This is a genomic window from Xanthomonas sacchari (assembly GCF_024266585.1).
Lineage (GTDB): Bacteria > Pseudomonadota > Gammaproteobacteria > Xanthomonadales > Xanthomonadaceae > Xanthomonas_A > Xanthomonas_A sacchari_C.
Map to the genome: position 1 here is coordinate 4282139 of NZ_CP100647.1, position 26851 is coordinate 4308989.

Annotated in this window: 24 protein-coding genes and 1 riboswitch; of the genes, 2 read left to right on the forward strand and 22 right to left on the reverse strand. The window is 71.2% G+C overall.

The features are described from left to right. Positions 1 to 552, forward strand: a complete 552-nt coding sequence (locus NKJ47_RS18010) for a metal-dependent hydrolase (RefSeq protein ID WP_254459115.1) — start codon at positions 1 to 3, stop codon at positions 550 to 552. Beyond that, positions 549 to 1934 carry an FAD-binding oxidoreductase gene (locus NKJ47_RS18015; RefSeq protein ID WP_254459116.1) on the forward strand — a complete coding sequence of 462 codons (1386 nt, stop codon included), beginning with the start codon at positions 549 to 551 and terminating at the stop codon, positions 1932 to 1934. Before NKJ47_RS18010 ends, NKJ47_RS18015 begins: the two co-directional genes overlap by 4 nt. 470 nt (positions 1935 to 2404) lie before the next feature. Here the strand turns inward: NKJ47_RS18015 and NKJ47_RS18020 are convergent, their stop codons facing one another. The 22 genes from NKJ47_RS18020 to NKJ47_RS18125 all read right to left on the reverse strand — a co-directional run bounded on the left by NKJ47_RS18020 (position 2405) and on the right by NKJ47_RS18125 (position 26780). Next, on the reverse strand, positions 2405 to 2905 hold the full coding sequence (locus tag NKJ47_RS18020) for an AAA family ATPase (RefSeq protein WP_254459117.1): 501 nt from the start codon (positions 2903 to 2905) through the stop codon (positions 2405 to 2407). Between the two features lie 138 nt (positions 2906 to 3043). Further along, the gene (locus NKJ47_RS18025) at positions 3044 to 3772 is read right to left on the reverse strand and encodes a response regulator (protein WP_254459118.1); all 729 of its coding nucleotides are present in this window, start codon (positions 3770 to 3772) and stop codon (positions 3044 to 3046) included. Beyond that, positions 3762 to 6440, reverse strand: coding sequence for a sensor histidine kinase (locus NKJ47_RS18030; protein ID WP_254459119.1), 2679 nt, complete (start codon positions 6438 to 6440; stop codon positions 3762 to 3764). Before NKJ47_RS18030 ends, NKJ47_RS18025 begins: the two co-directional genes overlap by 11 nt. A gap of 60 nt (positions 6441 to 6500) precedes the next feature. Then, a complete protein-coding gene (gene kdpC / locus NKJ47_RS18035; RefSeq protein WP_429002452.1) occupies positions 6501 to 7130 on the reverse strand; it encodes a potassium-transporting ATPase subunit KdpC in 630 nt (209 codons plus the stop codon). Positions 7131 to 7169: 39 nt separating this feature from the next. Continuing rightward, entirely contained in the window at positions 7170 to 9239 is a 2070-nt protein-coding gene (gene kdpB / locus NKJ47_RS18040) for a potassium-transporting ATPase subunit KdpB (protein WP_254459120.1), read from the reverse strand. 10 nt (positions 9240 to 9249) lie between these two features. Beyond that, positions 9250 to 10935: a potassium-transporting ATPase subunit KdpA gene (gene kdpA, locus NKJ47_RS18045; RefSeq protein WP_254459121.1), complete on the reverse strand. Its 1686-nt coding sequence runs from the start codon at positions 10933 to 10935 to the stop codon at positions 9250 to 9252. Between the two features lie 16 nt (positions 10936 to 10951). Next, positions 10952 to 11044, reverse strand: a complete 93-nt coding sequence (locus NKJ47_RS18050) for a potassium-transporting ATPase subunit F (RefSeq protein ID WP_010341961.1) — start codon at positions 11042 to 11044, stop codon at positions 10952 to 10954. Between the two features lie 308 nt (positions 11045 to 11352). Further along, positions 11353 to 12861, reverse strand: coding sequence for an outer membrane beta-barrel protein (locus tag NKJ47_RS18055; protein WP_343237519.1), 1509 nt, complete (start codon positions 12859 to 12861; stop codon positions 11353 to 11355). 1148 nt (positions 12862 to 14009) lie between these two features. Then, entirely contained in the window at positions 14010 to 15593 is a 1584-nt protein-coding gene (locus NKJ47_RS18060) for a CocE/NonD family hydrolase (protein ID WP_429002453.1), read from the reverse strand. Positions 15594 to 15819: 226 nt separating this feature from the next. After that, the gene (gene thiL, locus NKJ47_RS18065) at positions 15820 to 16794 is read right to left on the reverse strand and encodes a thiamine-phosphate kinase (protein WP_254459123.1); all 975 of its coding nucleotides are present in this window, start codon (positions 16792 to 16794) and stop codon (positions 15820 to 15822) included. A 134-nt stretch (positions 16795 to 16928) separates the two neighbouring features. Beyond that, a complete protein-coding gene (nusB, locus tag NKJ47_RS18070; protein WP_254459124.1) occupies positions 16929 to 17399 on the reverse strand; it encodes a transcription antitermination factor NusB in 471 nt (156 codons plus the stop codon). Continuing rightward, positions 17396 to 17863, reverse strand: coding sequence for a 6,7-dimethyl-8-ribityllumazine synthase (gene ribH, locus NKJ47_RS18075; RefSeq protein ID WP_254459125.1), 468 nt, complete (start codon positions 17861 to 17863; stop codon positions 17396 to 17398). The genes nusB and ribH overlap by 4 nt, the downstream gene beginning before the upstream one ends. Before the next feature lie 108 nt (positions 17864 to 17971). Further along, on the reverse strand, positions 17972 to 19099 hold the full coding sequence (ribB, locus tag NKJ47_RS18080) for a 3,4-dihydroxy-2-butanone-4-phosphate synthase (protein WP_254461467.1): 1128 nt from the start codon (positions 19097 to 19099) through the stop codon (positions 17972 to 17974). Positions 19100 to 19205: 106 nt separating this feature from the next. Next, complete coding sequence (locus tag NKJ47_RS18085; protein ID WP_254459126.1) at positions 19206 to 19805, reverse strand: riboflavin synthase; 600 nt, start codon at positions 19803 to 19805, stop codon at positions 19206 to 19208. A gap of 79 nt (positions 19806 to 19884) precedes the next feature. Then, a riboswitch (FMN riboswitch) is annotated at positions 19885 to 20048 on the reverse strand. A gap of 175 nt (positions 20049 to 20223) precedes the next feature. Then, on the reverse strand, positions 20224 to 20613 hold the full coding sequence (locus NKJ47_RS18090; RefSeq protein ID WP_254459127.1) for a cupin domain-containing protein: 390 nt from the start codon (positions 20611 to 20613) through the stop codon (positions 20224 to 20226). Positions 20614 to 20700: 87 nt separating this feature from the next. Beyond that, on the reverse strand, positions 20701 to 21540 hold the full coding sequence (locus NKJ47_RS18095) for an AraC family transcriptional regulator (RefSeq protein WP_254459128.1): 840 nt from the start codon (positions 21538 to 21540) through the stop codon (positions 20701 to 20703). Positions 21541 to 21622: 82 nt separating this feature from the next. Further along, positions 21623 to 22723 carry a bifunctional diaminohydroxyphosphoribosylaminopyrimidine deaminase/5-amino-6-(5-phosphoribosylamino)uracil reductase RibD gene (gene ribD, locus NKJ47_RS18100; RefSeq protein ID WP_254459129.1) on the reverse strand — a complete coding sequence of 367 codons (1101 nt, stop codon included), beginning with the start codon at positions 22721 to 22723 and terminating at the stop codon, positions 21623 to 21625. Continuing rightward, on the reverse strand, positions 22720 to 23202 hold the full coding sequence (locus tag NKJ47_RS18105; protein WP_254459130.1) for a GNAT family N-acetyltransferase: 483 nt from the start codon (positions 23200 to 23202) through the stop codon (positions 22720 to 22722). The genes ribD and NKJ47_RS18105 overlap by 4 nt, the downstream gene beginning before the upstream one ends. Before the next feature lie 2 nt (positions 23203 to 23204). Next, entirely contained in the window at positions 23205 to 23735 is a 531-nt protein-coding gene (gene nrdR / locus NKJ47_RS18110) for a transcriptional regulator NrdR (protein WP_254459131.1), read from the reverse strand. 103 nt (positions 23736 to 23838) lie between these two features. Beyond that, the gene (gene glyA, locus NKJ47_RS18115; protein WP_254459132.1) at positions 23839 to 25107 is read right to left on the reverse strand and encodes a serine hydroxymethyltransferase; all 1269 of its coding nucleotides are present in this window, start codon (positions 25105 to 25107) and stop codon (positions 23839 to 23841) included. A 123-nt stretch (positions 25108 to 25230) separates the two neighbouring features. Beyond that, on the reverse strand, positions 25231 to 25746 hold the full coding sequence (locus NKJ47_RS18120) for an RcnB family protein (protein ID WP_254459133.1): 516 nt from the start codon (positions 25744 to 25746) through the stop codon (positions 25231 to 25233). Between the two features lie 110 nt (positions 25747 to 25856). Further along, positions 25857 to 26780, reverse strand: coding sequence for a helix-turn-helix transcriptional regulator (locus tag NKJ47_RS18125; protein WP_254459134.1), 924 nt, complete (start codon positions 26778 to 26780; stop codon positions 25857 to 25859). Positions 26781 to 26851 lie beyond the last annotated feature (71 nt).

A 26851-nucleotide genomic window follows, 5' to 3' on the forward strand; every position in this document is an offset into this window, starting at 1 on the left:
GTGCCCAGCATCTTCACCCACGCCGCGGTGCCGCTGGCGCTGTGGGCCGCCGCCGATCGTGGGCGCATCTCCACGCGCCTGCTCGGCGCCGGCATCGTCGCGACGATGCTGCCCGACGCCGACGTGCTCGGCTTCGCCCTGCACATTCCCTATGCCGACGCCTTCGGCCACCGCGGCGCCAGCCACTCGCTGCTGTTCGCCGCCGTGCTGGGCGCGCTCGGCGCGGCGCTGCACCGGCCCTTGCGCGCCGGCGCGCTGCAGGCGGCCGCATGGATGTTCGTCTGCACCGTCTCGCATCCGCTGCTCGACGCGCTGACCTCCGGCGGCCTGGGCGTGGCCCTGGCCTGGCCGTGGAGCGAGCAGCGCTGGTTCGCGCCGTGGCGGCCGATCCGCGTCTCGCCGTTCGCCAACGGCTTCTTCAGTGCGCGCGGCGTGGCCACGCTGCTGTCGGAACTGCGCTGGGTGTGGCTGCCGCTGGCGCTGGCGGTGCTCACCTGGAAACTGCTGCAGCCGCCCTCGCCCTCCACTTCGTCGCCGCCGCCTTCGCCATGACCACCGCCTTGCCCACCGCGCTTACCGACACACTGTCCGCCCTGCTCGGCGCCGAGGGCTGGCGCACCGACCCCGACAGCCGGCGCAGCTACGGCGAGGACGATTCGCGGCGCTGGGCGCTGGCCGACGCGGTGGCGCTGCCGCAGACCCGCGAGCAGGTGCAGGCGATCGTGCGCGCCTGCCGCGCGCACCGCGTGCCGCTGGTGGCGCGCGGCGCCGGCACCGGCACCGCCGGCGCCGCGGTGCCGTTCGCCGGCGGCGTGGTGCTGTCGTTCGCGCGCATGAACCGCATCGTGCAGTTGCGTCCGGCCGACCGCTGCGCGGTGGTCGAGCCCGGCGTGCTCAACGGCGACCTGCAACAGGCCTTGGCGCCGCACGGGCTGTTCTGGCCGCCGGATCCGTCCAGCGCGGAGATCTGCAGCGTCGGCGGCAACCTCTCCACCAATGCCGGCGGGCCGCGCGCGGTGAAGTACGGCGCCACCCGCGACAACGTGCTCGGCCTGGTCGCGGTGACCGGCAGCGGCGAGCTGATCCGCTGCGGCGGCGCCTACACCAAGGACGCCACCGGCTACGACCTGACCCACCTGCTGGTCGGCAGCGAAGGCACCCTGGCGCTGATCGTGGAAGCGACGCTGAAACTGTCGCCGCGGCCGCTGGCGCAGGCCGGGCTGCGCGCGCTGTACCGCGACGCCGCCAGTGCCGCGGCGGCGGTGTCGCGGCTGATGGCGCAGCCGAGCACGCCGACCATGCTGGAGTTCATGGACCGCAGCGCGATCGCGCTGCTGCGCCGCAACGGCAGCGACGTGCCCGAGGCCGGCGCGATGCTGCTGATCGAAGCCGACGGCGACCACGACACCCTGCCCTACGCGCTGCAGGCGCTGGGCGCGGCGGCCGAGGGCGAGGGCCTGCTGGCGCTGGACGTGGCCGCCGACGGCAGCGCGCGCGACCGCCTGTGGGCGGCGCGCCGCGCGCTGTCGCCGGCGCTGCGCACGATCCGCCCGGGCAAGATCAACGAAGACGTGGTGGTGCCGGTATCGCGCATCCCCGAGCTGGTCGCCGGCGTGGAAGCGCTGGCCGCCGAGTTCGCCCTGCCGATCGTCGCCTTCGGCCATGCCGGCAACGGCAACCTGCACGTCAACATCATGTACGCGCCGGACGACGCCGCCGAGACCGCGCGCGCGCATGCGGCGTTGCCGCGGCTGTTCGCGCTGGTGCTGGCGCTGGAAGGCACGCTGTCGGGCGAACACGGCATCGGCGTGGCCAAGCGCGATTACATGGACCAGGCCTTCGACGCCGCCACCCTGGACGCGATGCGCGCGATCAAGCGGGCGCTGGATCCGGATGGGATCCTCAATCCGGGGAAGGTGTTGCCGGAGCCTTGAGGGGGAATCGGGAATCGGGAATCGGGAATCGGGAATCGGGAATCGGGAATCGGGAATCGGGAATCGCAACAGCGTCTTTCGCGAGCGGATGCGGTGCAACGTCGCCATGCCGCCCTGCCGTCGTAGGAACGGCTTCAGCCGCGACCGCAGCGTGTCCGATCACGCCCGTCGCGGCTGAAGCCGCTCCTACATGCCTTGTGGAGACCGCCTGCACCACCCGGGCCATCGCCAGCGTCTCTGTCGCGGGACGATCCACCGCGATGGCGATTTCTCCAATCGGTCATCGCAAGGGCCGGGCTGCGCGCTGCGAACGCCGAAGCAAGCACTGGGCGCCCTGGCTGGCCGGGTGAACACGGCACGGCGCAAGTGCCGACCTCGGCCTCAGCCCTTGCCCGCGTCTCCAGCAGCGGCTCGCGCGGCGCGGCGACGATGTCCGCCCTGCGGGGCGTTCCTGCCACGGAGGCAACGCTTCATGGCGCCCATTCGGCAGGGGTGACGACGCGGACGTGATCAACGCCTTCGGCGAGCGTCGGCGCTTCGAAGAGATCGGCCACCGATCGGATCGACTCCTCGGGAACGTGCTCATCCTCTGCCCGCTGCAGGTTGCGCGCGATCGCGACATCCAACGCCACCTTGAGCCAGACGATCTCGATCCGGGCGCCGGCCGCTTTCGCAATGGCGACGATCGGCGCCCGATGCCGGGCTCCGGGCAGCGCCGCGTCGAAGTAGACGGTGCATGGGCTGATCGGTTGCCGCGCAATCCATGTCGTCTTGCCCGCGCCCTGCAGGCCGCAGACGATCACGACCGTCCAGGTTGCGGCGGATTCGCGCGCACCGGCGAGGATGGCCTTGAGGGCATCGTAGCTTTGCCGCCACGCGGCTCGGTTGCGTTCCGGCGTCCAGACGCGACCATGTTCCGTTTGCAGGAAGCGGTCCGGGTTGATCACGATAGGCAGTGAGGACAAGGGCATCTGTTCTTCCGGCTATCTCGGCCCGCCGCCCTCGAACACACGCATTGCCGGTGCAGGCGCGGCTTGGTCGCCACGGCGGCGTTCCCGGTCGCGGCTGAAGCCGCTCCTACGGGCAGCCGGGGAGGCAGCCACGGCGCATCACGCGGACGGACACGGCACGCCGATGAAGCGCAGCCCCACGCCCGGCTCGGTGGCGATGTAGCGCGGGGCCACGGCGCTGTCGCCGAGCTTCTGCCGCAGCTTGCCGACCAGGATGCGCAGGTAGTGGGTGTCGTCCTGGTGGGTGGGGCCCCACAGTTCGCGCAGCAGTTGCGGCTGCGTCACCACGCGGCCGCTGTGCCGCAGCAGCAGCGCGAGCAGCGCGTACTCCTTGCGGCTGAGCGGCAGCGCCTCGCCGTCCAGGCGCACCTCGCGCAGGCCCAGGTGGATATGCAGGTGGCCGTCGTCGAACACCGGCTCGGCCTCGCCGGCCACCGGCTGCATGCGCAGCAGCACGCGGATGCGTGCCATCAGTTCCTGCACGCCGAACGGCTTGGTCACGTAGTCGTTGGCGCCGGCATCCAGCGCCTGCACCTTCTCCGCCTCGCCAGCGCGCACGGTCAGCATGATCACCGGCACCGACGACCATTGCCGCAGTTCGCGCAGCACGCTGTGCCCGTCCTGGTCGGGCAGGCCGATATCCAGCACCACCAGTTCGGCGCCGTGCGCGGCCAGTTGCGCCAGGCCGGCGGCGCCGGTGTCCGCCTGCAGCACGCGGTAGCCCTGCGCGCGCAGGCTGATGTCGAGGAAGCGGCGGATCTGCGGCTCGTCGTCGATGACCAGCACGCGCGGCGGCGGAATCGGATCGGCGTGGGACTCAGTCGGCATCGGGGCGGGACGGCGGCGCGGCGGGTTCGATGAGCGGCAGGGTAATGCGGATCGTGGTGCCGCGGCCATCGGGACCGGGCAGCGCCTCGACGCTGCCGCCGTGCGCGCCGATCATGCCCTGGCAGATGGTCAGGCCCAGGCCGGTGCCGTGGCGGCCGCGGTCGCCGCGCTCGACGCTGTAGAACATGTCGAAGATGCGCGCGCGCTCGTCCTCGGGAATGCCCGGGCCGCGGTCGCTGATGTCGATGCGCAGGCGGCCCTCGACCATGCCGGCGGCGACGCGGATCGCCGCGTCCGCCGGCGAGAACTTGGCCGCGTTCTCCAGCACGTTGAAGATCGCCTGCTCGACCAGCGCCGGGTGCACCCACAGCGTCGGCAGCTCGGCGGCCAGGGCGATGTCCAGGCGCACCTGCGGCTGGTAGCGCTGCAGGCGCCGCGCGGCCGAGCCGATCAGTTCGTCCACGCCGATCCAGTCGCGGTTCAAGGTCAGCCCGGTGTGGCCGAGCCGGGTCATGTCCAGCAGGTTCTGGATATAGCGGTCCAGGCGCTCGCCTTCCATCTGGATGGTGTCGAGCAGGCTGCGGCGGTCCTCCGCGTCCATCGCCTTGCCGTAGCTGGACAGGCTGCTGGCCGCGCCGATCATCGCCGCCAGCGGCGAGCGCAGGTCGTGCGAGACCGAGGACAGCAGCGCCGAGCGCAGCCGCTCGGTCTCGCCGCTGACCCGCGCGCTCTCCAAATCGGCGACCAGGCGCGTGCGCAGCGCGGCCTGGCCGATGTCCTCGACCATCGCCTCGGCCAGGCGCTGCTGCTCCAGGCCCGGGCGCTGCACGCCGGCGCCGAAGCGCAGGCCGACCACGCCGATCGCGCCGCGCTCGTGGCGCACCGGCAGGAACCACCAGCTCGCCCCGGCCAGGGTGTCGGTGAAGCGGCCGGTGGCCTGGCCGTGACGCTGCGCCCAGTCGGCGGCGCTGCGGTCCACCGCGGCCATCGACGGCGCGTAGTCGTCGGCGCCGGCGTGCGCGCGCTCCAGCGGCTGCAGGCGCAGCCAGGCCTCGGCCTCGAGCGTGCCGGCGAGCGCGCGGCGCCCGGCCTCCAGCACCTGGCCCAGGTCGGCGGCGCTGGCCAGCTCGCGGCCCAACCGCTGCAGCGCGGTGGTCTGCGCGTTGGCCGCACGCAGCGCCAGCACCTGCATGCGCAGGCGCGAGGCCAGGCGCCCGGCGACCAGCGCCGCGACCAGGAACAGCAGCACCGTGACCAGGCCCTGGCGCGCGCCGATGTGCAGGGTGTAGCGCGGATCGATGAAGAAGAAATCGTAGGCAAGGAAGCTCAGGATGGCGGCCAGCACCGCCGCGGCCATCCGCGTCTTCGCCGCGACCATCACCACCGCGACGATGAACACCATCGACAGGTCGTCGATGCCGACCCAGCGCTCGGCCAGCCAGCCCACCGCGACCGCCGCCAGCGTGGCGACCGTGGCGAACACCAGGTCGTCGCGCGACAGCCAATGCCCCGGGCTGCGCCAGCGCCGCCGCGCACGGGCGCGCGCTTCCGGCGAACTGATGATCACCAGCTCGTAGTGGGCGCCGCGTTGCAGCAGCTGTTGGGTCAGCGTGCGGTTGATCATCCGCGCCAGCGGGCGCTCGCGGGTGCGGCCCAGCACCAGGGTGGATACGCCGCTGCGCGCGGCGTGGTCGAGCAGGGTGTCGGCGACGTTGGCGCCGTGCAGCAGCGCGGCCTCGCCGCCGAGCCGCCGCGCCAGCGCGAAGGCGCGGTCGATCTCCAGCTGCCAGTCGGCATCGGGCTGCGCCTGGGTCTGCACGGTGACCACCGTCCACGGCGCGCCGCGGCGTTCGGCCAGGCGCCGCGCCACCCGCACCAGGTAGTCGGACTGGCCGCGCCCGTCGATCGCCACCATCACCGTGCGCCGCAGCGCGACGCTGGTGCGGCCCTGCGCGGCCTGCACGTCGCGCAGGTCGTTGTCGACGCGGTCGGCGGCGGTCTGCATCGCCAACTCGCGCAGCGCGGCCAGATTGGACGGCGAGAAGAACGCCTGCAGCGCCTGCCCGGCCTGCTCGGGCAGGTAGACCTTGCCCTGTTGCAGGCGCTCGATCAGTTCGCGCGGCGGCAGGTCGACCAGCACGATGTCGCGCAGGCGGTCGAAGATCGCATCGGGGACGGTCTCGCTGACGCGCACGCCGGTGATGCGATGGACCACGTCGTTGAGGCTTTCCAGGTGCTGGATGTTGACCGTGCTGTAGACGTCGATGCCGGCGTCGAGCAGTTCCTGCACGTCCTGCCAGCGCCGCTCGTGGCGGCTGCCGGGCGCGTTGCGATGCGCCAGTTCGTCCACCAGCACCAGCGGCGGGCGCAGCGCCAGCAGCGCATCCAGGTCCATCTCGTCGAGGGTGCGGCCGCGATACTCCAGCCGCCGCCGCGGCTGCACGGTGAGGCCTTCCAGCAGCGCCGCGGTCTCGGCGCGGCCGTGGGTCTCGACCACGCCGACCACCAGCCGATGGCCCTGCTGCTGCAACTGCCGCGCGCGCGACAGCATCGCGTAGGTCTTGCCGACTCCCGGCGCCGCGCCGAGGAACACGGTCAGGCGCCCGCCGCGCGCGCGCTGGAGTTCGCCGATCAGCGCATCGGCCTGCTGGGTGCGGGGGTCGGGCATTTGGAGCTGGGAATGGGGAATAGGGAATGGGGAATCGCAAAGCCTACAGCGCGGCGCGCCTTACCGCTTTTGCTCCCTCCCATTCCCGATTCCCGTTTCCCCATTCCCGGCCGCGTCCAAGGCCAGATTCAGCGCCAGCACGTTCACCCGCGGCCTGCCGAGCACGCCGAACTGGCGCGGCTGGGTCTGCGCGGCGACCAGGGCGGCCACGGTCTGCGGCGGCAGGCCGCGCGCGGCGGCGACGCGCGCCACCTGAAGCTGCGCCGCGGCGACGCTGATGTCCGGATCCATGCCGCTGCCGGACTGGGTGATCAGGTCGTCCGGCACCTGCGCCGGGTCGACGCCCTCGCGCGCGGCCACCGCCTGGCGGGTGTCGTCCAGGCGCTTGCGCAGGTCGGGATTGCTGCGCGCCTGGTTGCTGCCGGCCGCCGCCATCGGGTCATACTTGGCGCCGGACGGACGCGGCTGGAAGTAGCCGGCAGCGGCGAACGGCTGCGCCACCAGCGCCGAGCCGACCACGCGGCCGTCGTGGGTGCGCAGGCTGCCGTTGGCCTGCTCGGGGAACAGCGCGCCGGCCAGCATGGTGGCCAGCAGCGAGTACAGCGCCGCGGACGCGAGCACCAGCAGCGGCAGCACCAGCACGGCGCGCCAGCGCATCGGTTCGCGGGGGGAAACGGAGGACACAGTCATGGAGGCAATTCCGAAAGAGCGTGAGAGTCGGCGCCGGGGTCAGCCCAGCGCCACCAGCAACAGATCGATGACCTTGATCCCGACGAACGGCAGCAGCACGCCGCCCACGCCGTAGATCAGCATGTTCCGGCGCAACAGCGAGGTCGCCGAGGACGGGGTGAAGCGCACGCCGCGCAGCGCCAGCGGGATCAGCGCCGGGATCACCAGCGCATTGAAGATCAGCGCCGCCAGCACCGCGTTGGTCGGGTTGGACAGGTGCATCACGTTCAGCGCGGCCATCTGCGGGATCGAGGCGGCGAACAGCGCCGGCAGGATCGCGAAGTACTTGGACACGTCGTTGGCCAGCGAGAAGGTGGTCAGCGCGCCGCGGGTGATCAGTTGCTGCTTGCCCACTTCGACCACCGCCAGCAGCTTGGCCGGATCCGAATCCAGATCGACCATGTTGCCGGCCTCCTTGGCCGCCTGGGTGCCGGAGTTCATCGCCAGGCCGACGTCGGCCTGCGCCAGCGCAGGCGCGTCGTTGGTGCCGTCGCCGACCATCGCCACCAGGCGTCCGCCGGCCTGCTCCTGGCGGATGCGCGCCAGCTTGTCCTCGGGCGTGGCCTCGGCGATGTAGTCGTCGACGCCGGCCTCGGCGGCGATGGCCGCGGCGGTGAGCGGATTGTCGCCGGTGATCATCACCGTCTTGACGCCCATCGCGCGCAGCCGCGCGAACTTCTCGCGTACGCCGTGCTTGACCACGTCCGACAGCTCGACCACGCCCAGCACGTGCCGGCCCTCGGCCACCACCAGCGGCGTGGCGCCGCTGCGCGCGACCTGCTCGACCCGGCCCTTCAGTTCCGCCGGCACCTGCCCGCCCAGCGCGGTGACGTGGCGGATCAGCGCATCGGCGGCGCCCTTGCGGATCGACCGCGGCGGCTGCATGCCGACGGCCGGCAGGTCGACGCCGGACATGCGCGTCTGCGCGGTGAAGGCGACGAACTCGGCGCCCGCCGGATCGGCCGGCGGCAGCCCCTGCTCGCGCGCCAGGCGCACGATCGACTTGCCCTCCGGGGTCGGGTCGGCCAGCGACGACAGCATCGCCGCCTCGCGCAGCTGCGCCACGTCCACGCCGCTGAGCGCATGGAACACGGTGGCCTGGCGGTCGCCGTGCGTGATGGTGCCGGTCTTGTCCAGCAGCAGCACGTCGACGTCGCCGGCCACTTCCACCGCCTTGCCCGACTTGGCCAGCACGTTGGCCGACAGCGCGCGGTTCATGCCGGCGATGCCGATCGCCGGCAGCAGCCCGCCGATGGTGGTCGGGATCAGGCACACCAGCAGCGCGATCAGCAGCAGTGGGTCCACGTGCACGCCGACGAAGCCGGCGATCGCCGGCAGCGTGGCGACCACGATCAGGAAGGTCAGGGTCATCGCCGCCAGCAGCATGGTCAGGGCGATCTCGTTCGGCGTCTTCTGCCGGTTGGCGCCTTCCACCAGCGCGATCATCCGGTCCAGGAAGCTGTGGCCCGGCTCGGCGGTGACCTTCACCAGGATCTCGTCGGACAGCACCTTGGTGCCGCCGATGACGCCGGAGCGATCAGTGCCGGCCTCGCGCAGCACCGGCGCGGATTCGCCGGTGACCGCGGCCTCGTTGATCGTGGCCAGGCCGTGCACGATCTCGCCGTCGGCCGGGATCAGCTCGCCGGCCGACACCACCACCAGGTCGCCCGGGCGCAGTTCGGCGGCGGGCACGCTGGTCTCGCCATCCAGCCGCGCGCTGGCGACCCGGCGCGCCACCAGGTCCTTGCGCGCGCGCCGCAGCGAGGCGGCCTGGCCGCGGCCGCGGGCCTCGGCCACCGCTTCGGCGAAGTTGCCGAACAGCACGGTGACCAGCAGGATCGCGGTCACCGCCCAGCCGAAGCCGGCCGGGCCCTGGCCGGACACGGTGATCAGCGCCGACAGCAGCGTGCCGGCGAAGACCACGGCCATCACCGGGCTGCCGAGCAGGTGCCGCGGCGACAGCTTCAGCACGCTGTCGCGCAAGGCCGCGCGCAGCGCCGCGGCATCGAACAACCCAGGCCGGCGCGCCGGCGAAGAAGCCACGGAAGTAGAAGGAAGCGGGGTGCTCATCGTCGTCGTCTCAGTGCGCGGCCAGGGTCAGGTGATCGGCGATCGGTCCCAACACCAAAGCCGGCGTGAATTGCAGAACGGTCAGGACCGCGATGACCGCGATCAGGGTCAATGCGAAGGTCGGGGTTTCCACCTGCAGGCTGCCGCCGGTTTCCGGCGCCACCCGCTTGCGCGCCAGTTGCGCGGCCACGATCAGCGGCACGATCAGCGCCGGATAGCGGCCCAGCAGCAGCACCACGGTGCAGCTCAGGTTCCACCACGGAATGCCGTCGCCCAGGCCCTCGAAGCCGGAGCCGTTGTTGGCGAACGCCGAGGTGTACTCGTAGAATACCTGGCTGATGCCGTGGAAGCCGGGATTGGAGGTCGCCGAGATCGCCGCCGGCAGCGCCAGGGTGACCGCGGTGAAGCCGAGCAGCACCAGCGGCTGCAGCAGGATCAGCAGCGCCAGCAGACGCACTTCCGGCGCCTCGATCTTGCGCCCGAACAACTCCGGGGTGCGCCCGGTCATCAGTCCGGCCAGAAACACGCTCAGCAGCAGATACACCAGGAACTGCTGCAGGCCGCAACCGATGCCGCCCCAGATCGCATTGATCAGCATGTTGACCATGGCCACGCCGCCGGTCAGCGGCGCCAGCGAATCGTGCATGGCGTTGACCGAGCCGTTGGAGGTCTGCGTGGTCAGCGACGACCAGGCCGCCGACGCATCGACGCCGAAGCGCACCTCCTTGCCTTCCATCAGCGCGGCGCTGCCCGGCGCATGGCCTTCGGCCCACAACGACACCGCGGTGGACGCCAGCGACATCACCAGCATGCTGCCGAACACCAGCGCGGTGAACTTGCGGCGCCCGGTGAACGGGCCGACCATGAACGCCACCGCCACCGGGATCAGCACGATGGCCAGCACCTCCAGCAGGTTGGAGAACGGCGTGGGATTCTCCAGCGCCATCGCGCTGTTGGGGCCGTACCAGCCGCCGCCGTTGGTGCCGAGTTGCTTGATCGCCACCATCGCCGCGACCGGACCGAGCGGGATCTTCTGCGTCTGCTGCCCGGCGCTGGCGTCCAGCGGCGTGGCGACCGGACCGGCGGCCAGCGTCGAGGGCACACCCTGCTGGGTCAGCAGCAACGTCCACAGCAGGCACAGCGGCAGCAGGAAACGCAGGGTCGGACGGATCACGTCGGCCCAGTAGTTGCCGAGATCCACATCCTGCGCCGCGTCGTGGCCGCGCCCGCCGAACAGGCCGCGCAGCGTCGCCGCGACCAGCGCCAGGCCCATCATCGGGGTGATGAACTGCAGGCCGACCACGCCCACCGCCTGCGACAGGTACGACAGCTGCGCCTGACCCGAGTAGTGCTGCTGGTCGGTGTTGGTGAGGAACGAGACCATGGTGTGCAGGGCCACGTCCCAGCGCATGTTGGGCACCGCGTCGGGATTGAACGGCAGCCAGGCCTGGGTGACGAACAGCACGAACACCAGCACGCCCAGCACCAGGTTGCTGGCCAGGAACGCGCCGGCGTAGGCGCGCCAGTGCATGCCGCGCGCCGGGTCGGTGCCGAGCAGGCGGTACAGCGGGCGTTCGATCCAGCCGAACAACGCGTCGCCGCGCATCGGCGCCCCGCGCATCACCTTGGCCAGGTACAGGCCCAGCGGCCATCCCAGCAGCAGCGCGAGCGCATAGACAAGCAATGTATCGATCATGGAAGTGGCACTCGGCTCAGAAATCTTCGGGGCGCAGGATCACGTACAGCAGGTAACCGGCCGCGACGATCACCGCCACGCCGCAAACGAACGAAAGCCAACCGCTCATGGTCTCAACTCCGAAACAAAGGGACGGCCCGCCGCACGGCAGGCCGCAATCGCATGGGAACACCACCGCGCGCGACGCGCGCACGGTGGCAGAAGGGAAGCGCAACATGGCGACGCACGCCGGGTCGGACAGGCCTTCTGGCCCAGGCCGGCATTATCGAAGCCGGCGCCATAAACTCTCCGTGGCGAAGCCGCGCGGCGCGCATAAATTCTGCGTAAAACCGCACGTTGCAGGCGCATCGCCATGGTCGGCGCCGGCAGCGCGCGTTGCCGCGCGACGCGGCCGGCACCGCGTGCGCCATCCTCAGTTCAGTAGTGCAGGATCGCGTCGATCAACGCCGTGGCCTGATGATTGCGGCGCCCGCCGTCGTAGGCCGGGAAATCGTAGGCGTGCTCGTAGCGCAGCTCCGGGCGGATCTCCAGGTCCTGCGATACCCAATGGGTGAGGCCGATGGTGTGGCTGGAGTAGCGCGTGGCGAAGCCGGTGCGTTGGCCGTCGTGGTCATTCACGAACTCGTTGCGGATCGCCAGCATGTCCGATGCGCCGAGCTGGATGTTGACGTAGTTGACGATGGCGTCGGCGCTGCTGCGTCCCAGCGGGAAGTCCGGCGCCTCGCCCAGCGCATAGCCCGGGCGCCCGGTCGGCGCGTGCGACTGCGACGGATCGGTGGCCAGCGCCTGGTCGCGCACGTAGAGGTGATAGGCCTCGGTGAGCATGTGCACCCTCGGCGAGAAGCGATGGCCCCAGGTCAGCACGAACTCCTGCAGGTTGTTGTAGGTCTGCGCGGCGTTGTTGTACGACTCCACGCACGGATACAGCATGTCGTCGTTGCTCTTGGAGACCCAGCGCAGGCAGGCCTGCGCGCTCAGGCGGCTGGTCGCGTCCCAGATCGCCGAATCGTCGCCGCCATGCACGCCGAGCTGCAGCGTCCACTGGTCGTTGAGCTTGGTGGTGGTGAGCACGCCCATGTTGGTATAGGCATCGACCGTGTACAGGATCGAATGGGTCAACAGGTAGTTGTTCGGCGAGAACTGCGCCTCGATGTCCGGCAGCGACAGATAGCGGCCGACCGTGACCAGCATGCCCTGCGCCACCGACGGCAGGTACACATCCACATGCGCGATCATCGGATCGTTGCCGTAGATCTTGCCGTTGAGCGCACTGTTGGGCTGTGGGTGGTGCAGCAACTGGTCGCTGGTGACGCCCTTCATCGTGGTGTAGTGGTAGTCGTAGCCGTACAGGTCGTCGAGGTGGAAGCCCCAGTCGACATGATCGGTCTGCACCGTGTCCGGCACGCGCTGCAGGCGGATCAGCGCCTGGTTGAACTCGCCGCGATTGGGCCGCGTGGAGTAGGACAACGGATAGTTGCTGCGCGAGGACGTGCTGGCGTTGAGCGAGGGATTGATCCAGCCGTACAGCTCGATGCGGTTGCGCTGCATCCACTGCCCCACGCGCGTGCAGGCCAGTGCCTTTTCCACCGGGTACTGCGCATTCTCGTTGGGCACGCCGACCGGGTAGTCCACCGCGCCCAGCTGCCATTCGGCCGACGGGAACGGCGGCGAGGAGAACGGCGCCGCCAGACCGCGGCGCGCCGGCGTCGGCGCCTCGGGATCGGCCGGTTGCGCATCCTCGCGGTAGGCGGAGGCCAGGCGCGAGAAGAAACCGTCGGAACAGTCGGCGCTGCGCGCCGGCGGCGGCGTGGCGGCCTGCGACGCCGGCATCGCCTCCGACATGGGCGCAGCCAGGCCCGCGGCGGCGGCGTGGCCGGCGCACAGCAGGGCCAGGGGCAGGAACAGGGGATGGAGCTTCATGGACATCGCGACTTCGGCTCGCAACGAGCCGTCCTTCTGTGGGTGGAGGGAGGCAACGACAGCGCGCCGCCTCACGCGCACACGCCATCGCAGGCGACGCACTTGGTGGCGCGTCGCAGGGAGAGAGGTGGAATGCAGCGCCGCGGCGGCGGCGTCAGCGGGTCAATGCGCGTGCAGTGAACGCGCGCGGCAGCGTGGCGGCGGATGCTGCAATGCGCTGCGGCAGCCATGGCGGCGGCGCGACGCGGGTGGGCTCGCGGCGATCCAGATGCGGACACCAGGCCAGCCATCCGCCAGCGGATGCCGCGGATGGCGCCTGCAGTCGACCGTTGCGGGCGGCGCCATGCTCAAGATTGCAGCCATCGAGTCCACGCACCCATCCCCGTCGTCAGCGCGGAAAGTATAGGAATCGCCGGATATCTTCGTTGCAAAGCGCGCGCTGGTTCGAATAAAACCTGCGTAAATTCCCGTGTAGAACGGGCGTGGCGCGTTGCGTTTGGGCCATGGGGTGCGCCGTACCCTCATCTGCCCCTGCGGGGCACCTTCTCCCGAGGGGAGAAAGGAGAAGCCAAAGCCCCTCTCCCGCCGGGAGAGGGGTTGGGGTGAGGGTCCGGCGCGCGCAGCGCCACGTGGATCTGTCCACGCGCCGCTGCGCCCGTACCCTCATCCGCTCCTTCGGGGCACCTTCTCCCGGTGGGAGAAGGGAGAAGTCAAAGCCCCTCTCCCGCCGGGAGAGGGGTTTGGGTGAGGGTCCGGCACGCGCAGCGCCACGTGGATCTGTCCACGCGCCGCTGCGCCCGTACCCTCATCCGCCCCTGCGGGGCACCTTCTCCCGAGGGGAGAAGGGAAAAGCCAAAGCCCCTCTCCCACCGGGAGAGGGGTTGAGGTGAGGGTCCGGCGCGCGAAGCGCCACGTGGATCTGTCCACACGCCACTTCACCCGTACCCTCATCCGCCCCTGCGGGGCACCTTCTCCCGAGGGGAGAAGGGAGAAGCCAAAGTCCCTCTCCCGCCGGGAGAGGGGTTGGGGTGAGGGTCGGCGCGCGCAGCGCCACGTCGATCTGTCCACACGCCGCTTCACCCGTACCCTCATCCGCTCCTGCGGGGCACCTTCCCCCTTCGGGGCCATGGTCCCGAAGGGAGAAGCGAACTGCCTCAGTGCAGCGGCACGCTCAGGAACGACGGCGTCGCCGCCGGCGAGCTGAAACTCACGGTGCCGCCGAAGCGGCTGGCCGAGGTGTAGCGCGGATCGGTGGTGTCCACCACCAGCACCAGGCGGCGGCCGGCCGGGATCTCGGCCGCGGTCGCCTGCAGCGCCAGGTCGAGGGTGACCGGCGTGCCCGGGGTCGCGTTGCGCAGGGTGTACGGCACATGGCTCAGCAATTGCGCCGAACCCGCCCCGTCCATGCTGTAGAGATAAGCGAACAGCGACACGTTCGGCTGGCTCGGGGTCACCGTCAACCGCAGCGACGGCGCACCGACCAGGCGCTTGGCGCTGGGCAGCACCGGGCCGCTCCACACCGCGGCGCCCACCCGGCTGACCAGCGGAATCGAGGTGGTCACCGGCTGGCCGAAGCCCTGCAACAGGCCACTGACCAGCACCACGCCGGAATCGGCCAGCGTCGGCACGCCGGTGGCGATGCGGTAGGTCCAGCCGCTGCTGTTGCCGCTGGTCAGCGCCCCGGTCGGCAGCAGCACGCCGCTGGGACCGCTCAGGCCGTAGCGGGTGGCGCCGGCCTGCACGCTGTTCCAGTCGGCGTAGCTGAGCCAGTCGCCGCCGACGGTGGACAGTTGCACCGGCGCGTCGCGGTCCACGCCGTTGTCGCGGCCCTTCAGGTAATGGTCGAACCAGCGCGTGGCGACCGTGTAGACCTGGTTCGGCAGGCCCAGCGCGCCCGGCAACTCGGCGGTGGCATGGTCGCCCTGGCTGAACATCAGGTGCTTGGGCACGCTCAGCCGGTTGTACAGGTCGATGTACTGGTTCGGCGGGAACAGGCCGTCGTTGAACGCATTGGCCATCAGCACCGCCGGGCCGTTGCGGTTGAGCGCCTGCAGCTCGTTGATCACCCCGCGCTCGGCGGCCTTGGGCAGGAAGCCCTGCACCGCGCCGTCGTAGTCGCCCACCGCCACGTGCGCGGTGATCCGCGCCAAGTCCGGACCGGGCCGGCCGGTGAGCGTGCCGGCGCCGACCAGCAGGGCGACGCCCTGCTGGCTGACCGTGCTGTTGGCGTACAGCGAAGCCTGCAGGTCGGCCCAGCCGCTGAGCGCGGCCACCGCCTTGATCCGCGGGTCGCGGGCGGCGGCGAGCAGGCTGGTGCCGGCGCCGTAGGAGATGCCGGACACGCCGATCGCCTTGGCGTCGGCCGGGGTATTGGCCAGCGCCCAGTCGATCACCGCGCTGACGTCCTCCACCGTCGGCGCCCCGGCGATGTCGATCAGCCCCTGGGAATCCCAGAAGCCGCGCGAGGTGTAGCTGACCACCACGTAGCCGTCGTTGGCCAGCTCGCTGGCGCGGCCCACGTACTCCAGGTTGGGCAGCGACCAACTGGCCGGCATCACCACCAGCGGGAACGGCCCCGGTCCCTGCCCCTGCGGTACCAGGACCAGCGCACCGAGCGTGGTGCCGTCGAAACTGGAAATGCGCTGGTACTGCTTGCTGAAGCCGGCCGCGGACGCGGCGGCGGAGAACACCAGCAGCATCGCGCACAGGGCGATGCGACGTGACACGGACATACGCATGGACTGCCTCCCAAGCGGCGCCGGACCGGAATGGCCGGCTGCCGGAACGGTTACGCCAGAACGGTGACGAACGCTCGACACGGAGCCGGGCAGGCGGACCGTACCACCAGGTACGGACGTTTTCACGCCGCAGTGCGGCACGGTATGGAAAGGGAGGCTGCCGCTGCGGCATCCGCCCCACGGGCAGCGCCATTGACAGGGCCGCTGCGCGCAGGCGCAGGCCGGATCAGCTCAGAAAGTGCTCGTAGCCGCGCCGCGGCGGCTGCCAGGGCCGGCCACCGGCATCGCGCACCACGATGCCGCGGCCGGCGACGATGCGCCCGATCGGCGTCGCCGTCACGCCGACCGCCTGCAGCGCCTGCACGATCGCCGCGCGCTGCGCCGGGTCGGCGGTGAAGCACAGTTCGTAGTCGTCGCCGCCGCCCAGTTGCCAGGCGTGCACCTGCGCCGCATCCGCATCGCTCGGCGCGGCGACCGCCGGCAGCGCGGCCAGGTCCAATTCGGCGCCGACGCCGCTGCGCGCGCAGATGTGCTCCAGGTCGGCCAGCAGGCCGTCGGAGACGTCCACGCAGGCCCGCGCCAGGCCGCGCAGGCGCAGGCCGGCCTGCACGCGCGGCGTCGGCCGCAGCAGGCGCTGGCGCAGGTGTTCGTGCACCGGATCGGCGGCCGGCGCGGCCACGCCCAACCGCCCGGCCTGCCACAGCGCCAACGCCGCGGCAGCCTCGCCCGGCTGCCCGGTCACCCAGACCTCGTCGCCCGCCTGCGCGGCATCGCGGCGCAGCGCCGCCGTCGCCGGCACGCTGCCGATCGCGGTGACCGACAAGGCCAGCGGCCCGCGCGTGGTGTCGCCGCCGGCCAGGCCGATGGCGTGCGCGTCGGCAAGCGCGAAGAACCCCTCAGCGAACGCATCGACCCAGGCCATGTCGACCTGCGGCAGCGACAGCGACAAGGTGCACCAGCGCGGCTGCGCGCCCATCGCCGCCAGGTCGGACAGATTCACCGCCAGGGTCTTCCAGCCGATGTCGGCGGCCGCGGTCTCGGCCGGGAAATGCACCCCGGCATTGAGCGTATCGGTGGTGATCGCCAGCAACTCCCCCGCCGGCGGCAGCAGCAGCGCCGCATCGTCGCCGATGCCCAGCGGCAGGTCCGCACGCGCCCGACTGCGTGCGCGCAGGCGCTCGATCAGATCGAATTCAGGCATTGGGGGCTGGGAATCGGGAATGGGGAGTCGGGAATGGTGAGAAGCAGGAGCGAAAGCCGGAACGTCGGCGATCTCGAAGGAGAACGGCATCTGCTTTTGCCATTCCCCATTCCCGTTTCCCCATTCCCGGCCCCTCAGCCCCCCGACTCCACCGCGCGCCACTGCAGCGCGGCGCGGTCCAGGACGCCGTTGACGTAGGTGTGGCCGTGTTCGGAGCCGAAGCGCTTGGCGGTCTCGATCGCTTCGTTGATCACCACGCGGTACGGCACGTCCATGCGGTGCAGCAGTTCGTAGGCGGCCAGGCGCAGCACCGCGCGTTCGATCGCGTCCACTTCCTCGACCGTGCGGTCCAGGTAGCCGACCAGCGCTTCGTCCAGTTCGGCGCGGTGCTTGAGCACGCCTTCGACCAGGTTCTCGAAGTACACCAGGTCGGCGATCTCGTGCGCCTGCTCGTGCGCGAACTGCGCGATCACGTGCTGGGCGTTGCCGCCGGAAATCTGCCAGGCGTAGATCGCCTGCAGCGCGCGCCGGCGCGCGCGCGAACGCAGGACCGGATCGACGCCGTCGCGGCGTGGGGGGTGCTTGTGGCCAGCGGGTTTGTTCACGGCAGCAGCTCCAGCAGGTTGACCATCTCCAGCGCGCTCAGCGCCGCTTCCTCGCCCTTGTTGCCGTGGCTGCCGCCGGCGCGCGCCTCGGCATCCTCGACCTGCTCCACGGCGAGCACGCCGTTGAGCACCGGGATGCGGAAGTCCAGCGAGACGCGCAGCAGGCCCTCGGCGCAGCCGTCGGCGACGTGTTCGTAGTGGCGGGTATCGCCACGGATCACGCAGCCCAGGGCGATGATCGCGGCATGCTTGCCGGCCGCGGCCAGGCGCGCGGCGGCCAGCGGCAGTTCCCACGCGCCCGGCACGCGGATCACGTCCACCGCGTCCTCGGCGATGCCGTTGCCGGCCAGGCTCTGCCGCGCGCCGGCGACCAGCACGTCGGTGATGCGGGCGTTCCAGCGGCTGGCGATGATCGCGAAACGCGCCGACTCGGGAGTGCGGAGGTCGCCTTCGTAGTGGGACATGGCGGTGGCAGCTTGAGGGGGTGGGAGAGTTTAGCAGGCGGTGGGGCCGCGCCCCGGGAAAGCGGTCTGGGGGCCGTGCAGACCGCCAATGGCGGGAATCGCGCGGAATCAGCTTTTACCAATTCCCCCATCCCGATTCCCGATTCCCGGCTCCACATGCTCCACCACCTCCAACCCGAACCCGGCCAACCCGATCTGCCGGCGCGGGGTGCCGAGCACGCGCAGCTTGCCCAGGCCCAGGTCGGCCAGGATCTGGCTGCCGGCGCCGTTGCGCCGCCACTGGCCCACGTCCTTGCCGTGCGCCGCCTCCGGCTGCGCGCGCAGCCGCGCCAGCAGCGCTTCGCTGTCGCGCGGGGCCGACAGCACCACCATCACCCCGCGGTCGGCGGCGGCGATCGCGCGCAGCGCATCGCTGGCGGCCACGCCGAAGTCCTCGCGGCGCCAGTGCAGCAGGTCGGCCAGCGGGTTCTCCACCTGCACCCGCACCAGGGTCGGCGTCTCGGCGTCCGGGGTGCCGCGGACCAGGGCGAAATGCAGGTCGTGGGCGATGCGGTCGCGATAGGTGACCAGGGTAAAGCCGCCGAACTCGGTGTCGATCGGCCGCTCGTCGATGCGCTCGACGGTGTGCTCGGTGGCCAGGCGGTAGGCGATCAGGTCGGCGATCGAGCCCATCTTCAGGCCGTGCGTGCGGGCGAATTCCTCCAACTGCGGACGCCGCGCCATGCTGCCGTCGGGATTGAGCACCTCCACCAGCACGCCGGCCGGCTCCAGCCCCGCCAGCATCGGCAGGTCGCTGGCGGCCTCGGTGTGGCCGGCGCGGGTCAGCACCCCGCCCGGCTGGGCGATCAGCGGGAAGATGTGGCCGGGCTGGCTCAGGTCGTGCGGCTTGGCGTCCGGCTTGACCGCGGTGCGCACGGTGTGGGCGCGGTCGTAGGCGGAGATGCCGGTGGTCACGCCCTCGGCGGCCTCGATGCTGACGGTGAAGTTGGTATGGAACTGCGCGGTGTTGCGCTGGACCATCGGCGCCAGGCCCAGCTGCGCGCAGCGCTCGCGGGTCAGCGACAGGCACACCAGGCCGCGCGCGTGGGTGACCATGAAGTTGATGTCCGAGGGCTTGACCAGCTCGGCGGCCATGATCAGGTCGCCCTCGTTCTCGCGGTCCTCGTCGTCGACGATGACCACCATGCGGCCGGCGCGGAGTTCTTCCAGCAGTTCGGGGACGGAGGCGAAATTCAGGCTCGGGGTGACGGAAGGCGACATGCGGACACTCGGCAAAGACGGAGGATGCCGCGCGCGCCGCAGGCAGCGGCGCCGCGTGGCGGAAGGATGGACGCGGCCAGGATCAGTCCTGGCGGCCCTGCAGCAGGCGTTCGACGTAGCGCGCGACCAGGTCGATCTCCAGGTTCACCGCCGCGCCGACCGCGGTGTGCGCGAACGCGGTGTGCGCCACGGTGTGCGGGATCAGCGCGACCTCGAAGCCTTCCGCGTCGACCGCATTGACGGTAAGGCTGACCCCGTCCACGCAGATCGAGCCTTTCTTGGCGATGTAGCGCAGCAGTGCCGCCGGCGCGGCGAAGCGCCAGCGCTGCGCGCGCGCGTCGTCGTGGATCGACAGCACCTCGCCGAGCCCGTCGACATGGCCGCTGACCAGATGCCCGCCGAGGCGGTCGCTGGGGCGCATCGCCCGCTCCAGGTTCAGCGCCGCGCCCTCGGCCAGGCGGCCGAGCGTGGTCAGCGCCAGGGTTTCGGTGGAGGCATCGGCCTGGAACGAGGCGGCGTCGAAGGCGATCACGGTCAGGCACACGCCGTTGACCGCGATGCTCTCGCCCAGGCGCACGTCGGCGAACGGCAGGCTGCCGGTGGCGAAGGTGAAGCGGAGATCGCCGCCCTGCGGCTGGCGTGCGGCGAGATGGCCGACGCCTTCGATGATTCCGGTGAACATAGCTACGTTTCTCGCAATGGGGTGAGCGAAAAACGCCACAAGGCAAACAGGCACGCGCACAGCCGCGAGGCTGCGCGAAGGCCGTCTTCTTTCATCCGGACTATACCGTCGGCTCCGGCATCGCACCGGATCTGCTGACCTTCCCGATTCGGCGGGTCGCGCCGGCACCGGGAAGCGCTCGCGGGCTCGTGCGCGAACGCACCTACCGCCGGTGGGGAATCGCACCCCGCCCTGAAGACGTTTGTGGTCGCCGGCGAACCGGCCTGGGCATTCTAGCAGGCGTGGCCCGGCCGCCTGCCGCCGCCAGCGCGCCGCGCATGGGACAAAGCGTCGCGGCGACGACGGCAACCCCCGTGCACGTGGCCGCGAAACGCTTGTGTGGCGGTCGCGCACGTTTCGGCAGGGACGCGCCGGCCGGCTAGATCCACACGTCGTTCGGCGCCGTGCGGCTGCCGCCCTGCTCGCCGGTATTGGCCACGCCGCGCGGCTCGATCAGCAACATGCTGACCTCTTCCAGCGCGGACGTGCGGTGCGCGACGCCCCGGGGCACCACGTACAGTTCGCCGGCGTCGACGAACACGTGGCGATCGACGAAGTCGATCCGCAGCCGCCCCTGCAGCACGAGGAAGGCCTCGTCGGTGTGCGCATGCGTGTGCAGGATGAAATCGCCGAGGATCTTGACCAGCTTGAACTGGTAGTCGTTCAGCTCGGCGATCACCCGCGGCTGCCAGTGTTCGGCGATCAGGCCGAGCTTGTGGGCGAAGTTGATGGCGCGCGATGGCGCAGCGGCGGACGGGGACGCGGGCATGGGCTGGACCTGGTCTGGACGGCGGAGGCCCAGTCTGGCGTCGCGTCCCAGGATGGTCTTGTACGATCGTGCACGCCGCGCCGCAGCTCAGGCGCGCGCTGGCCGCAGCATCCGCGACCAGCGTCCCGGCGCCATTCCGTAGGCCTGGACGAACTGCCGCGTCAGATGGCTCTGGTCGGTGAAACCGGCCAGCAGCGCCGCCTGCGCCAGCGTCCGGCCCGCCGCGACCAGATCGCGCGCCCGTTGCAGCCGCCGCATCGTCAGGTAGCGATAGGGACTGGTGCCGTAGAGCGCCCTGAAATCCCGCGACAGGCGCCAGCGATCGCGGCCGCTGACCCGCTCCAGATCCTGCAGCGCGATCGGCTGTTCCAGGCAGTCGAGCAGGTAGCCGCGGGCCAGTTCGGCCGCACGATAGTCCACGCCGGCACGGGCCCGGCGGACGCCGGCGGCAGCGGCCAGGGCGTGCGCCAGATCGAACAGGGCATCGGCTTCCTGCAAGGGATCCAGCGCGTCCAGCGACTGCAGCAGCGCACCCGCGGCCGCGCCGAGGCGCCGATCCTGCGAGGTCCCCATGGCGATGAACGGCAGTGCCACGCCGCCCAACACGCGCTGGATCAATGCCGGTTCGATATACGCCATCCGATAGCGGAACCCGGCCTGCGTGCCCGCATGGCCGTCGTGCGGCTCGTCCGGATGCAACACGATCGTCGCGCCGGGCGTGCCGTGGGCCATGGCGCGCCGATAGTGGAAGCTCTGCACACCGGCCAGGGTGCGGCCGATCGCGTAAGTGTCGTGCCGGTGCATGGCATAGCCATGGCCGCCGAAGAACGCCTCGATGCGCTCCAGCCTGCTGGTCGAGGCGACGCGATGCACCCAGTCGCGTTGGCCCGGCAGTCCGCCGTCGCGTCCCACGATGGTCTGCGCCATGCTTCATTCCCTCCAGGATCGCGCCGCGTTCGGCGCGGTAGCCGGCACTGCGGCAACGGCGAACGCCGCCGCGCCGGAGCGCTCAGGGCCGCAGCAGCAGGCGCAGGTCATCGCCAAGCTGGCGCACGTCCTGCCATTGCAGCGGCACGCGCTGCGCCATCGTATCGATACCGAGCCCGGCCAGCAGCGGTCGGGCGCTGTCGCCCAGCAGCAGCGGCGCCATGTACACCAGCAGCTCGTCGACCAGGCCGGCACGCAGCAGTGCGCCGCTCAGTGTCGCCCCCGCCTCGACCTGCACCTCGTTGATGCCGCGCTCGCCGAGCAGGCGCAACGCCGCGTGCAGGTCGCAGCGGCCGTCGTGCTGTGGCACCGCGGCGAACGCGGCGTGATCCAGCGTCGGCGGCACGCAGTGCGGCGCGTGCAGGTACAGCGTGGGCGCGCTGCCGTCGCGGACCTTGGCCTGCGCCAGGCTGCGCAGTTGCGCGTCCAGCACCACGCGCAGCGGCGGCTCCACTGCGGTCGCCGCATCCAGGCGCACGGTCAGCGCCGGATCGTCGGCCAGCACGGTGCCGGCGCCGGTGAGGATGGCGCCGGCGCGGGCGCGCCAATGCTGCACGTCCTGGCGCGCCGCCGCGCCGGTGATCCATTTCGATTCGCCGCTGGCCAGGGCGGTGCGTCCGTCCAGGCTGGCGCCGAGCTTGATCCGCAGCCACGGCCGACCGCGCTCCAACCGCGACAGGAAACCGCGGTTGAGCGCCCGCGCCTGCGTTTCCATCAGGCCCGCCTGCACCGCGATACCCGCCTCGCGCAGCAGCGCGAAACCGCCGCCGTTGACCTGCGGGAACGGGTCGGCCATCGCCGCCACCACCCGCGCCACGCCGGCCTCGATCAGCGCCAGCGCGCATGGCGGGGTGCGGCCGTAGTGCGCGCACGGCTCCAGGGTCACGTAGGCGGTGGCGCCGCGGGCGCGTTCGCCGGCAGCGCGCAGCGCGAACACCTCCGCGTGCGGGCCGCCGGCACGCTGGTGGAAGCCCTCGCCGACCACCGCGCCGTCGCGCACGATCACGCAGCCGACCATCGGGTTCGGCCGCGTGGTGTAGGCACCGCGCTCGGCCAGGCGCAGGGCCTGCGCCATCCAGCGATGGTCCTCGGCCGAGAAGCCGGGAACGGCGTCGGCGCTCATGTGGATGCGGCAGCAGCGCCGGCGTCGCGGCGCATCACCACGATCTGCAGCGGCCCCAGCGGCAGGTCGGCGTGGCGTTGCCAGCCGAGCCGCTCGTAGAACGGGACCAGCACCGGCTCGCAGTACAGGTACAGCCACTGCACGCCGAAGCGCGCGGCAGCCTGCACGCAGTGCGCGACCAGGGCGGCGCCGACGCCGGCACCGCGCGCCTGCGGCCGAACGTACAACGTGGCCAGCCACGGCGAGAACTGGCGGATGCGTTCGTCGTCGTTCTGCAGCAGGCTCACCGAACCCAGCCAGTCCTGCCCATCGAGCGCGATCCAGGTGGTGGGGATGCGCGTGTCGTCGCGATGGCTGCGCAGGTCGGCCTCGGCCTCCACCACGTTCCATTCCGGCAGCAGCGGGCCGAACGCCTGCAAATGCTCCTGCGCCAGCGCGGGGATGTGCTGCGCGGCCTCGGCCAGACAGACGATGCGCATGCTCAGCGCTTGCCGGCCTTGTCGCCCGGCTTGGCCGCGCGCACCAGGTCCAGCAGCGGCAACTGCTCGCTGCCCACCGGCAACTCGCGCTCGAGCTTCTCGATCTCCTCGCGGAAATCGGCCACGTCCTGGAAGCTGCGGTACACCGAGGCGAAGCGCACGTAGCCGACGTGGTCGAGCTTGCGCAATTCGGCCATCACGTACTCGCCGACCCGGATCGAGGGCAGTTCGCGCTCGCCGGACATGCGCAGCTGGTGCACCACCGCGCGCACCGCCGCCTCGATCTGCTCTTCGGACACCGGCCGCTTCTGCAGCGCGCGATCGAAGCTGGTGCGCAGCTTGCGCGCATCGAACGCCTCGCGGCCGCCGTCGCTCTTGATCACCGTCGGCAGCTTGAGTTCGATCGTCTCCAGCGTGCTGAAGCGCTCGCCGCAGGCCTCGCACTCGCGACGACGGCGGATCGTCGCGCCGTCCTCGGACACGCGCGAATCGATCACCCGGGTATCGGTGTGCTGGCAGAAGGGGCAGTGCATTCAGGGGGCCGGGAATGGGGAAACGGGAATGGAGAATGGGAACGTCAACAGCGCCAGCTTAGCGCTTCTGACCATTCCCGATTCTCCATTCTCCATTCCCGCATCAGCCATACACCGGATACTTGCGGCACTGCGCGGTCACCGCGTCACGCACGCGCGCCAGCACGGCGTCGTCGGCCGGGGCGTCGAGCACGTCGGCGATCCAGTTGGCCAGGTCGACGCAGTCCTGTTCCTGGTAGCCGCGGGTGGTGATCGCCGGGGTGCCCAGGCGCAGGCCCGAGGTCACGAACGGCGAGCGCGGGTCGTTGGGCACCGAGTTCTTGTTGACGGTGATGTGGGCCTTGCCCAGCGCCGCTTCCGCGTCCTTGCCGGAGACGTCGCGGCCGATCATGTCCACCAGCATCAGGTGGTTCTCGGTGCCGCCGGAGACGATCTTGTAGCCGCGCGCGATCAGGGTCTTGGCCATGGCCTGCGCGTTCTTCACCACCTGCTGCTGGTAGCTGGCGAACCCCGGCTCCAGCGCTTCCTTGAACGCCACCGCCTTGGCCGCGATCACGTGCATCAGCGGGCCGCCCTGGATGCCGGGGAACACGATCGACTGCAGCTTCTTGGACAGGTCCTCGAGCGTGTCGCCGGCGCCGGCGGCGCTGGCGAGGATGATGCCGCCACGCGGGCCGCGCAGGGTCTTGTGGGTGGTGGAGGTGACCACGTGCGCATGCGGCAGCGGGGTCGGATAGACGCCGGCGGCGACCAGGCCGGCCACGTGCGCCATGTCCACGAAGAAGTACGCGCCGACCTTGTCGGCGATGGCGCGGAAGCGCGCCCAGTCGATGACCTGCGAGTAGGCGGAGAAGCCCGCCACCACCATCTTCGGCTTGTGTTCCAGGGCCAGCCGCTCGACTTCGTCGTAATCGATCAGGCCCTGGTCGTTGACGCCGTACTGCACGGCGTTGAACAGCTTGCCGGAGGCGTTGACCTTGGCGCCGTGGGTCAGGTGGCCGCCGTGCGCCAGCGACATGCCGAGGATGGTGTCGCCTGGCTGCAGCAGCGCGAAGTACACCGCCTGGTTGGCCTGCGAGCCGCTGTGCGGCTGCACGTTGGCGTAGTCGGCGCCGAACAGTTGCTTGACCCGGTCGATCGCCAGCTGCTCGGCGACGTCGACGAATTCGCAGCCGCCGTAGTAGCGCTTGCCCGGATAGCCTTCGGCGTACTTGTTGGTCAGCTGGCTGCCCTGCGCTTCCATCACCAGTGGGCTGCAGTAGTTCTCGCTGGCGATCAGCTCGACATGGTCTTCCTGGCGGCCGGCTTCGGCGGCGATGGCGCGGGCCAGGTCGGGATCGTAGGTTTCGATGCGGGCGTCGCGCGGGAACATCGGGTCTCCAGGGGCATGGACAGAAGGCAGACGACTAGTTTAAGCCCCGCGCGCGCCCGAGGGCGAACCAAAACGCAGACGGCCTCCCGAAGGAGGCCGTCTGGCGGTGTGCCGCGGCCGTGCTCAGCGGCCGCTGAGCACCAGGTCGGCGATGATGCCGGTGGCGATGGCCACCATCAGCAGGTTGCCGCCGTCGTCGCGCACCCAGCGGTAGCCGTAGGGCGGGCGCCGGAGCTGGTAGCGGTCGTAGTCGTAGACCACGTAGTTCGGGCCGTAATAGCGCTGGCCGCGCGCCCAGCGCGGCGGGCCCGGGCGGTAGTAGACGACGTCCGGCCCGTTGCGGTAGCCGTCGCGGTAGCCGCGGTCGTAGGCGCGACGGGCATCGCGGCGGTCGCGCTCGCGGTCGCGCCAGTAGCGCTCGCGATCGGCGTCGCGGTAACCGCGGTCGTAGTCGCGGTCCGCACGCGGGCCGGGACCCGGCGGCGGCGGCGGGGGCGGCGGCCCCGGCGGGCCCCAGCCCGGCCCGGGACCAGGGCCCGGCCCCGGACCAGCGGGACCCCAGGCGAAGGCGGGCGGCGCCATGAAACCCAGCGCCAGCGCGGACGAGAGGGCGATTGTGGCAAGGCGTTTCATGTTCATGGCAACTCCGTCACGTGGTGTGGCGATCGCATTTAGACCGTTGCCGTCTGAACCGCCTCCTGCTGGAATCGGTTACCTATTCAGCTTTCCAGATCGGGCTAAGAAAGCGTTCATCCAGCGGCGTTTCCGGCCTGCGCGTGCAAGCGCAACAGCGCCGCCTGCGCGGTGTCGTCGGCTGGCAAATAGACCACCAGGCGGTTGCCGTTGCGCGGCGCCGACCACCAGTTGACCTGCTGCAGGCGCAGCTCGCCGGCCTGCGGGTGGCGGAAGCGCTTGAGCTGGTTCTCCACGGCGCGCACCTCGCGGCGCTGCCGCCACAGCGCATCGAACTCGGGCGAGGCGGCGCGGTAGCGCGCCAGCAACGCCTCCCATTCCGGCTCGCCCAGATGCTCGGCCATCGCCGCGCGCAGCAACGCCACCATGTGCTGCTGCACCTCCTGCCGATCGAGCAGCGCGTCGCGCCAGCGCGGATTGGTGAAGGCCTGATAGACGCAGTTGCGGTCGGCGTCCGGCAGGTCGGCCAGGGTCACGCCCATCAGGCGCTCGAAGGCCGGATTGGTGCCGAGGATGTCGAAACGCGGGGTCTGCAGCATCGCCGGCCATGGCCCGAGCTGGTCCAGCAACATGCGCGCGGTGCCGGTCAGGCGCTGGCACCGCGGCGCCGCCGCGGCCGCCGCCCCACCCACGCCGGCCAGCGCCAGCACATGCGCGGTTTCGACCTCCGAACACTGCAAGGCCGCGGCAATGGCGGTCAGCACGCGCGCGGAGGCGCGGACCGGGCGCCCCTGTTCGAGCCAGGTGTACCAGGTCACGCCGACATCGGCGAGCAGGGCCACCTCCTCGCGCCGCAGGCCGGGGGTACGGCGCCTGCCGCCGCGCGGCAGCGCCAGCCGCGCCGGGTCCAGGCTCTCGCGGCGCGCGCGCAGGAAGGCGCCGAGCGCACGGGCGCGCTCGGCGGCCAGGGCCGGCCCGGTGTCGCTGGGCGCCGCCGCGGGCGGCGGCGTGGGGAGGGAACGCTCGACCTGCACTTGCATGATGTTCTCCGTTGTTCGGCGGCCGCGCAGGCCGATCGCCCGCGCGCCGGATGATTCGGCGGCCGCGGCGC

What these genes read in the sequence shown, in the direction of transcription:
- NKJ47_RS18025 (WP_254459118.1), bottom strand. Translation starts at nt 3,772, where the DNA reads ATGCCGACTGAGTCCCACGCCGATCCGATTCCGCCGCCGCGCGTGCTG.
- NKJ47_RS18030 (WP_254459119.1), bottom strand. Translation starts at nt 6,440, where the DNA reads ATGCCCGACCCCCGCACCCAGCAGGCCGATGCGCTGATCGGCGAACTC.
- glyA (WP_254459132.1), bottom strand. Translation starts at nt 25,107, where the DNA reads ATGTTCCCGCGCGACGCCCGCATCGAAACCTACGATCCCGACCTGGCC.
- NKJ47_RS18050 (WP_010341961.1), bottom strand. Translation starts at nt 11,044, where the DNA reads ATGAGCGGTTGGCTTTCGTTCGTTTGCGGCGTGGCGGTGATCGTCGCG.
- NKJ47_RS18125 (WP_254459134.1), bottom strand. Translation starts at nt 26,780, where the DNA reads ATGCAAGTGCAGGTCGAGCGTTCCCTCCCCACGCCGCCGCCCGCGGCG.
- thiL (WP_254459123.1), bottom strand. Translation starts at nt 16,794, where the DNA reads ATGCCTGAATTCGATCTGATCGAGCGCCTGCGCGCACGCAGTCGGGCG.
- kdpB (WP_254459120.1), bottom strand. Translation starts at nt 9,239, where the DNA reads ATGAGCACCCCGCTTCCTTCTACTTCCGTGGCTTCTTCGCCGGCGCGC.
- kdpA (WP_254459121.1), bottom strand. Translation starts at nt 10,935, where the DNA reads ATGATCGATACATTGCTTGTCTATGCGCTCGCGCTGCTGCTGGGATGG.
- ribH (WP_254459125.1), bottom strand. Translation starts at nt 17,863, where the DNA reads ATGTCCCACTACGAAGGCGACCTCCGCACTCCCGAGTCGGCGCGTTTC.
- nrdR (WP_254459131.1), bottom strand. Translation starts at nt 23,735, where the DNA reads ATGCACTGCCCCTTCTGCCAGCACACCGATACCCGGGTGATCGATTCG.
- NKJ47_RS18120 (WP_254459133.1), bottom strand. Translation starts at nt 25,746, where the DNA reads ATGAACATGAAACGCCTTGCCACAATCGCCCTCTCGTCCGCGCTGGCG.
- ribD (WP_254459129.1), bottom strand. Translation starts at nt 22,723, where the DNA reads ATGAGCGCCGACGCCGTTCCCGGCTTCTCGGCCGAGGACCATCGCTGG.
- kdpC (WP_429002452.1), bottom strand. Translation starts at nt 7,130, where the DNA reads ATGACTGTGTCCTCCGTTTCCCCCCGCGAACCGATGCGCTGGCGCGCC.
- NKJ47_RS18015 (WP_254459116.1), top strand. Translation starts at nt 549, where the DNA reads ATGACCACCGCCTTGCCCACCGCGCTTACCGACACACTGTCCGCCCTG.
- NKJ47_RS18055 (WP_343237519.1), bottom strand. Translation starts at nt 12,861, where the DNA reads ATGTCCATGAAGCTCCATCCCCTGTTCCTGCCCCTGGCCCTGCTGTGC.
- NKJ47_RS18095 (WP_254459128.1), bottom strand. Translation starts at nt 21,540, where the DNA reads ATGGCGCAGACCATCGTGGGACGCGACGGCGGACTGCCGGGCCAACGC.
- NKJ47_RS18105 (WP_254459130.1), bottom strand. Translation starts at nt 23,202, where the DNA reads ATGCGCATCGTCTGTCTGGCCGAGGCCGCGCAGCACATCCCCGCGCTG.
- NKJ47_RS18085 (WP_254459126.1), bottom strand. Translation starts at nt 19,805, where the DNA reads ATGTTCACCGGAATCATCGAAGGCGTCGGCCATCTCGCCGCACGCCAG.
- NKJ47_RS18020 (WP_254459117.1), bottom strand. Translation starts at nt 2,905, where the DNA reads ATGCCCTTGTCCTCACTGCCTATCGTGATCAACCCGGACCGCTTCCTG.
- NKJ47_RS18090 (WP_254459127.1), bottom strand. Translation starts at nt 20,613, where the DNA reads ATGCCCGCGTCCCCGTCCGCCGCTGCGCCATCGCGCGCCATCAACTTC.
- NKJ47_RS18060 (WP_429002453.1), bottom strand. Translation starts at nt 15,593, where the DNA reads ATGCGTATGTCCGTGTCACGTCGCATCGCCCTGTGCGCGATGCTGCTG.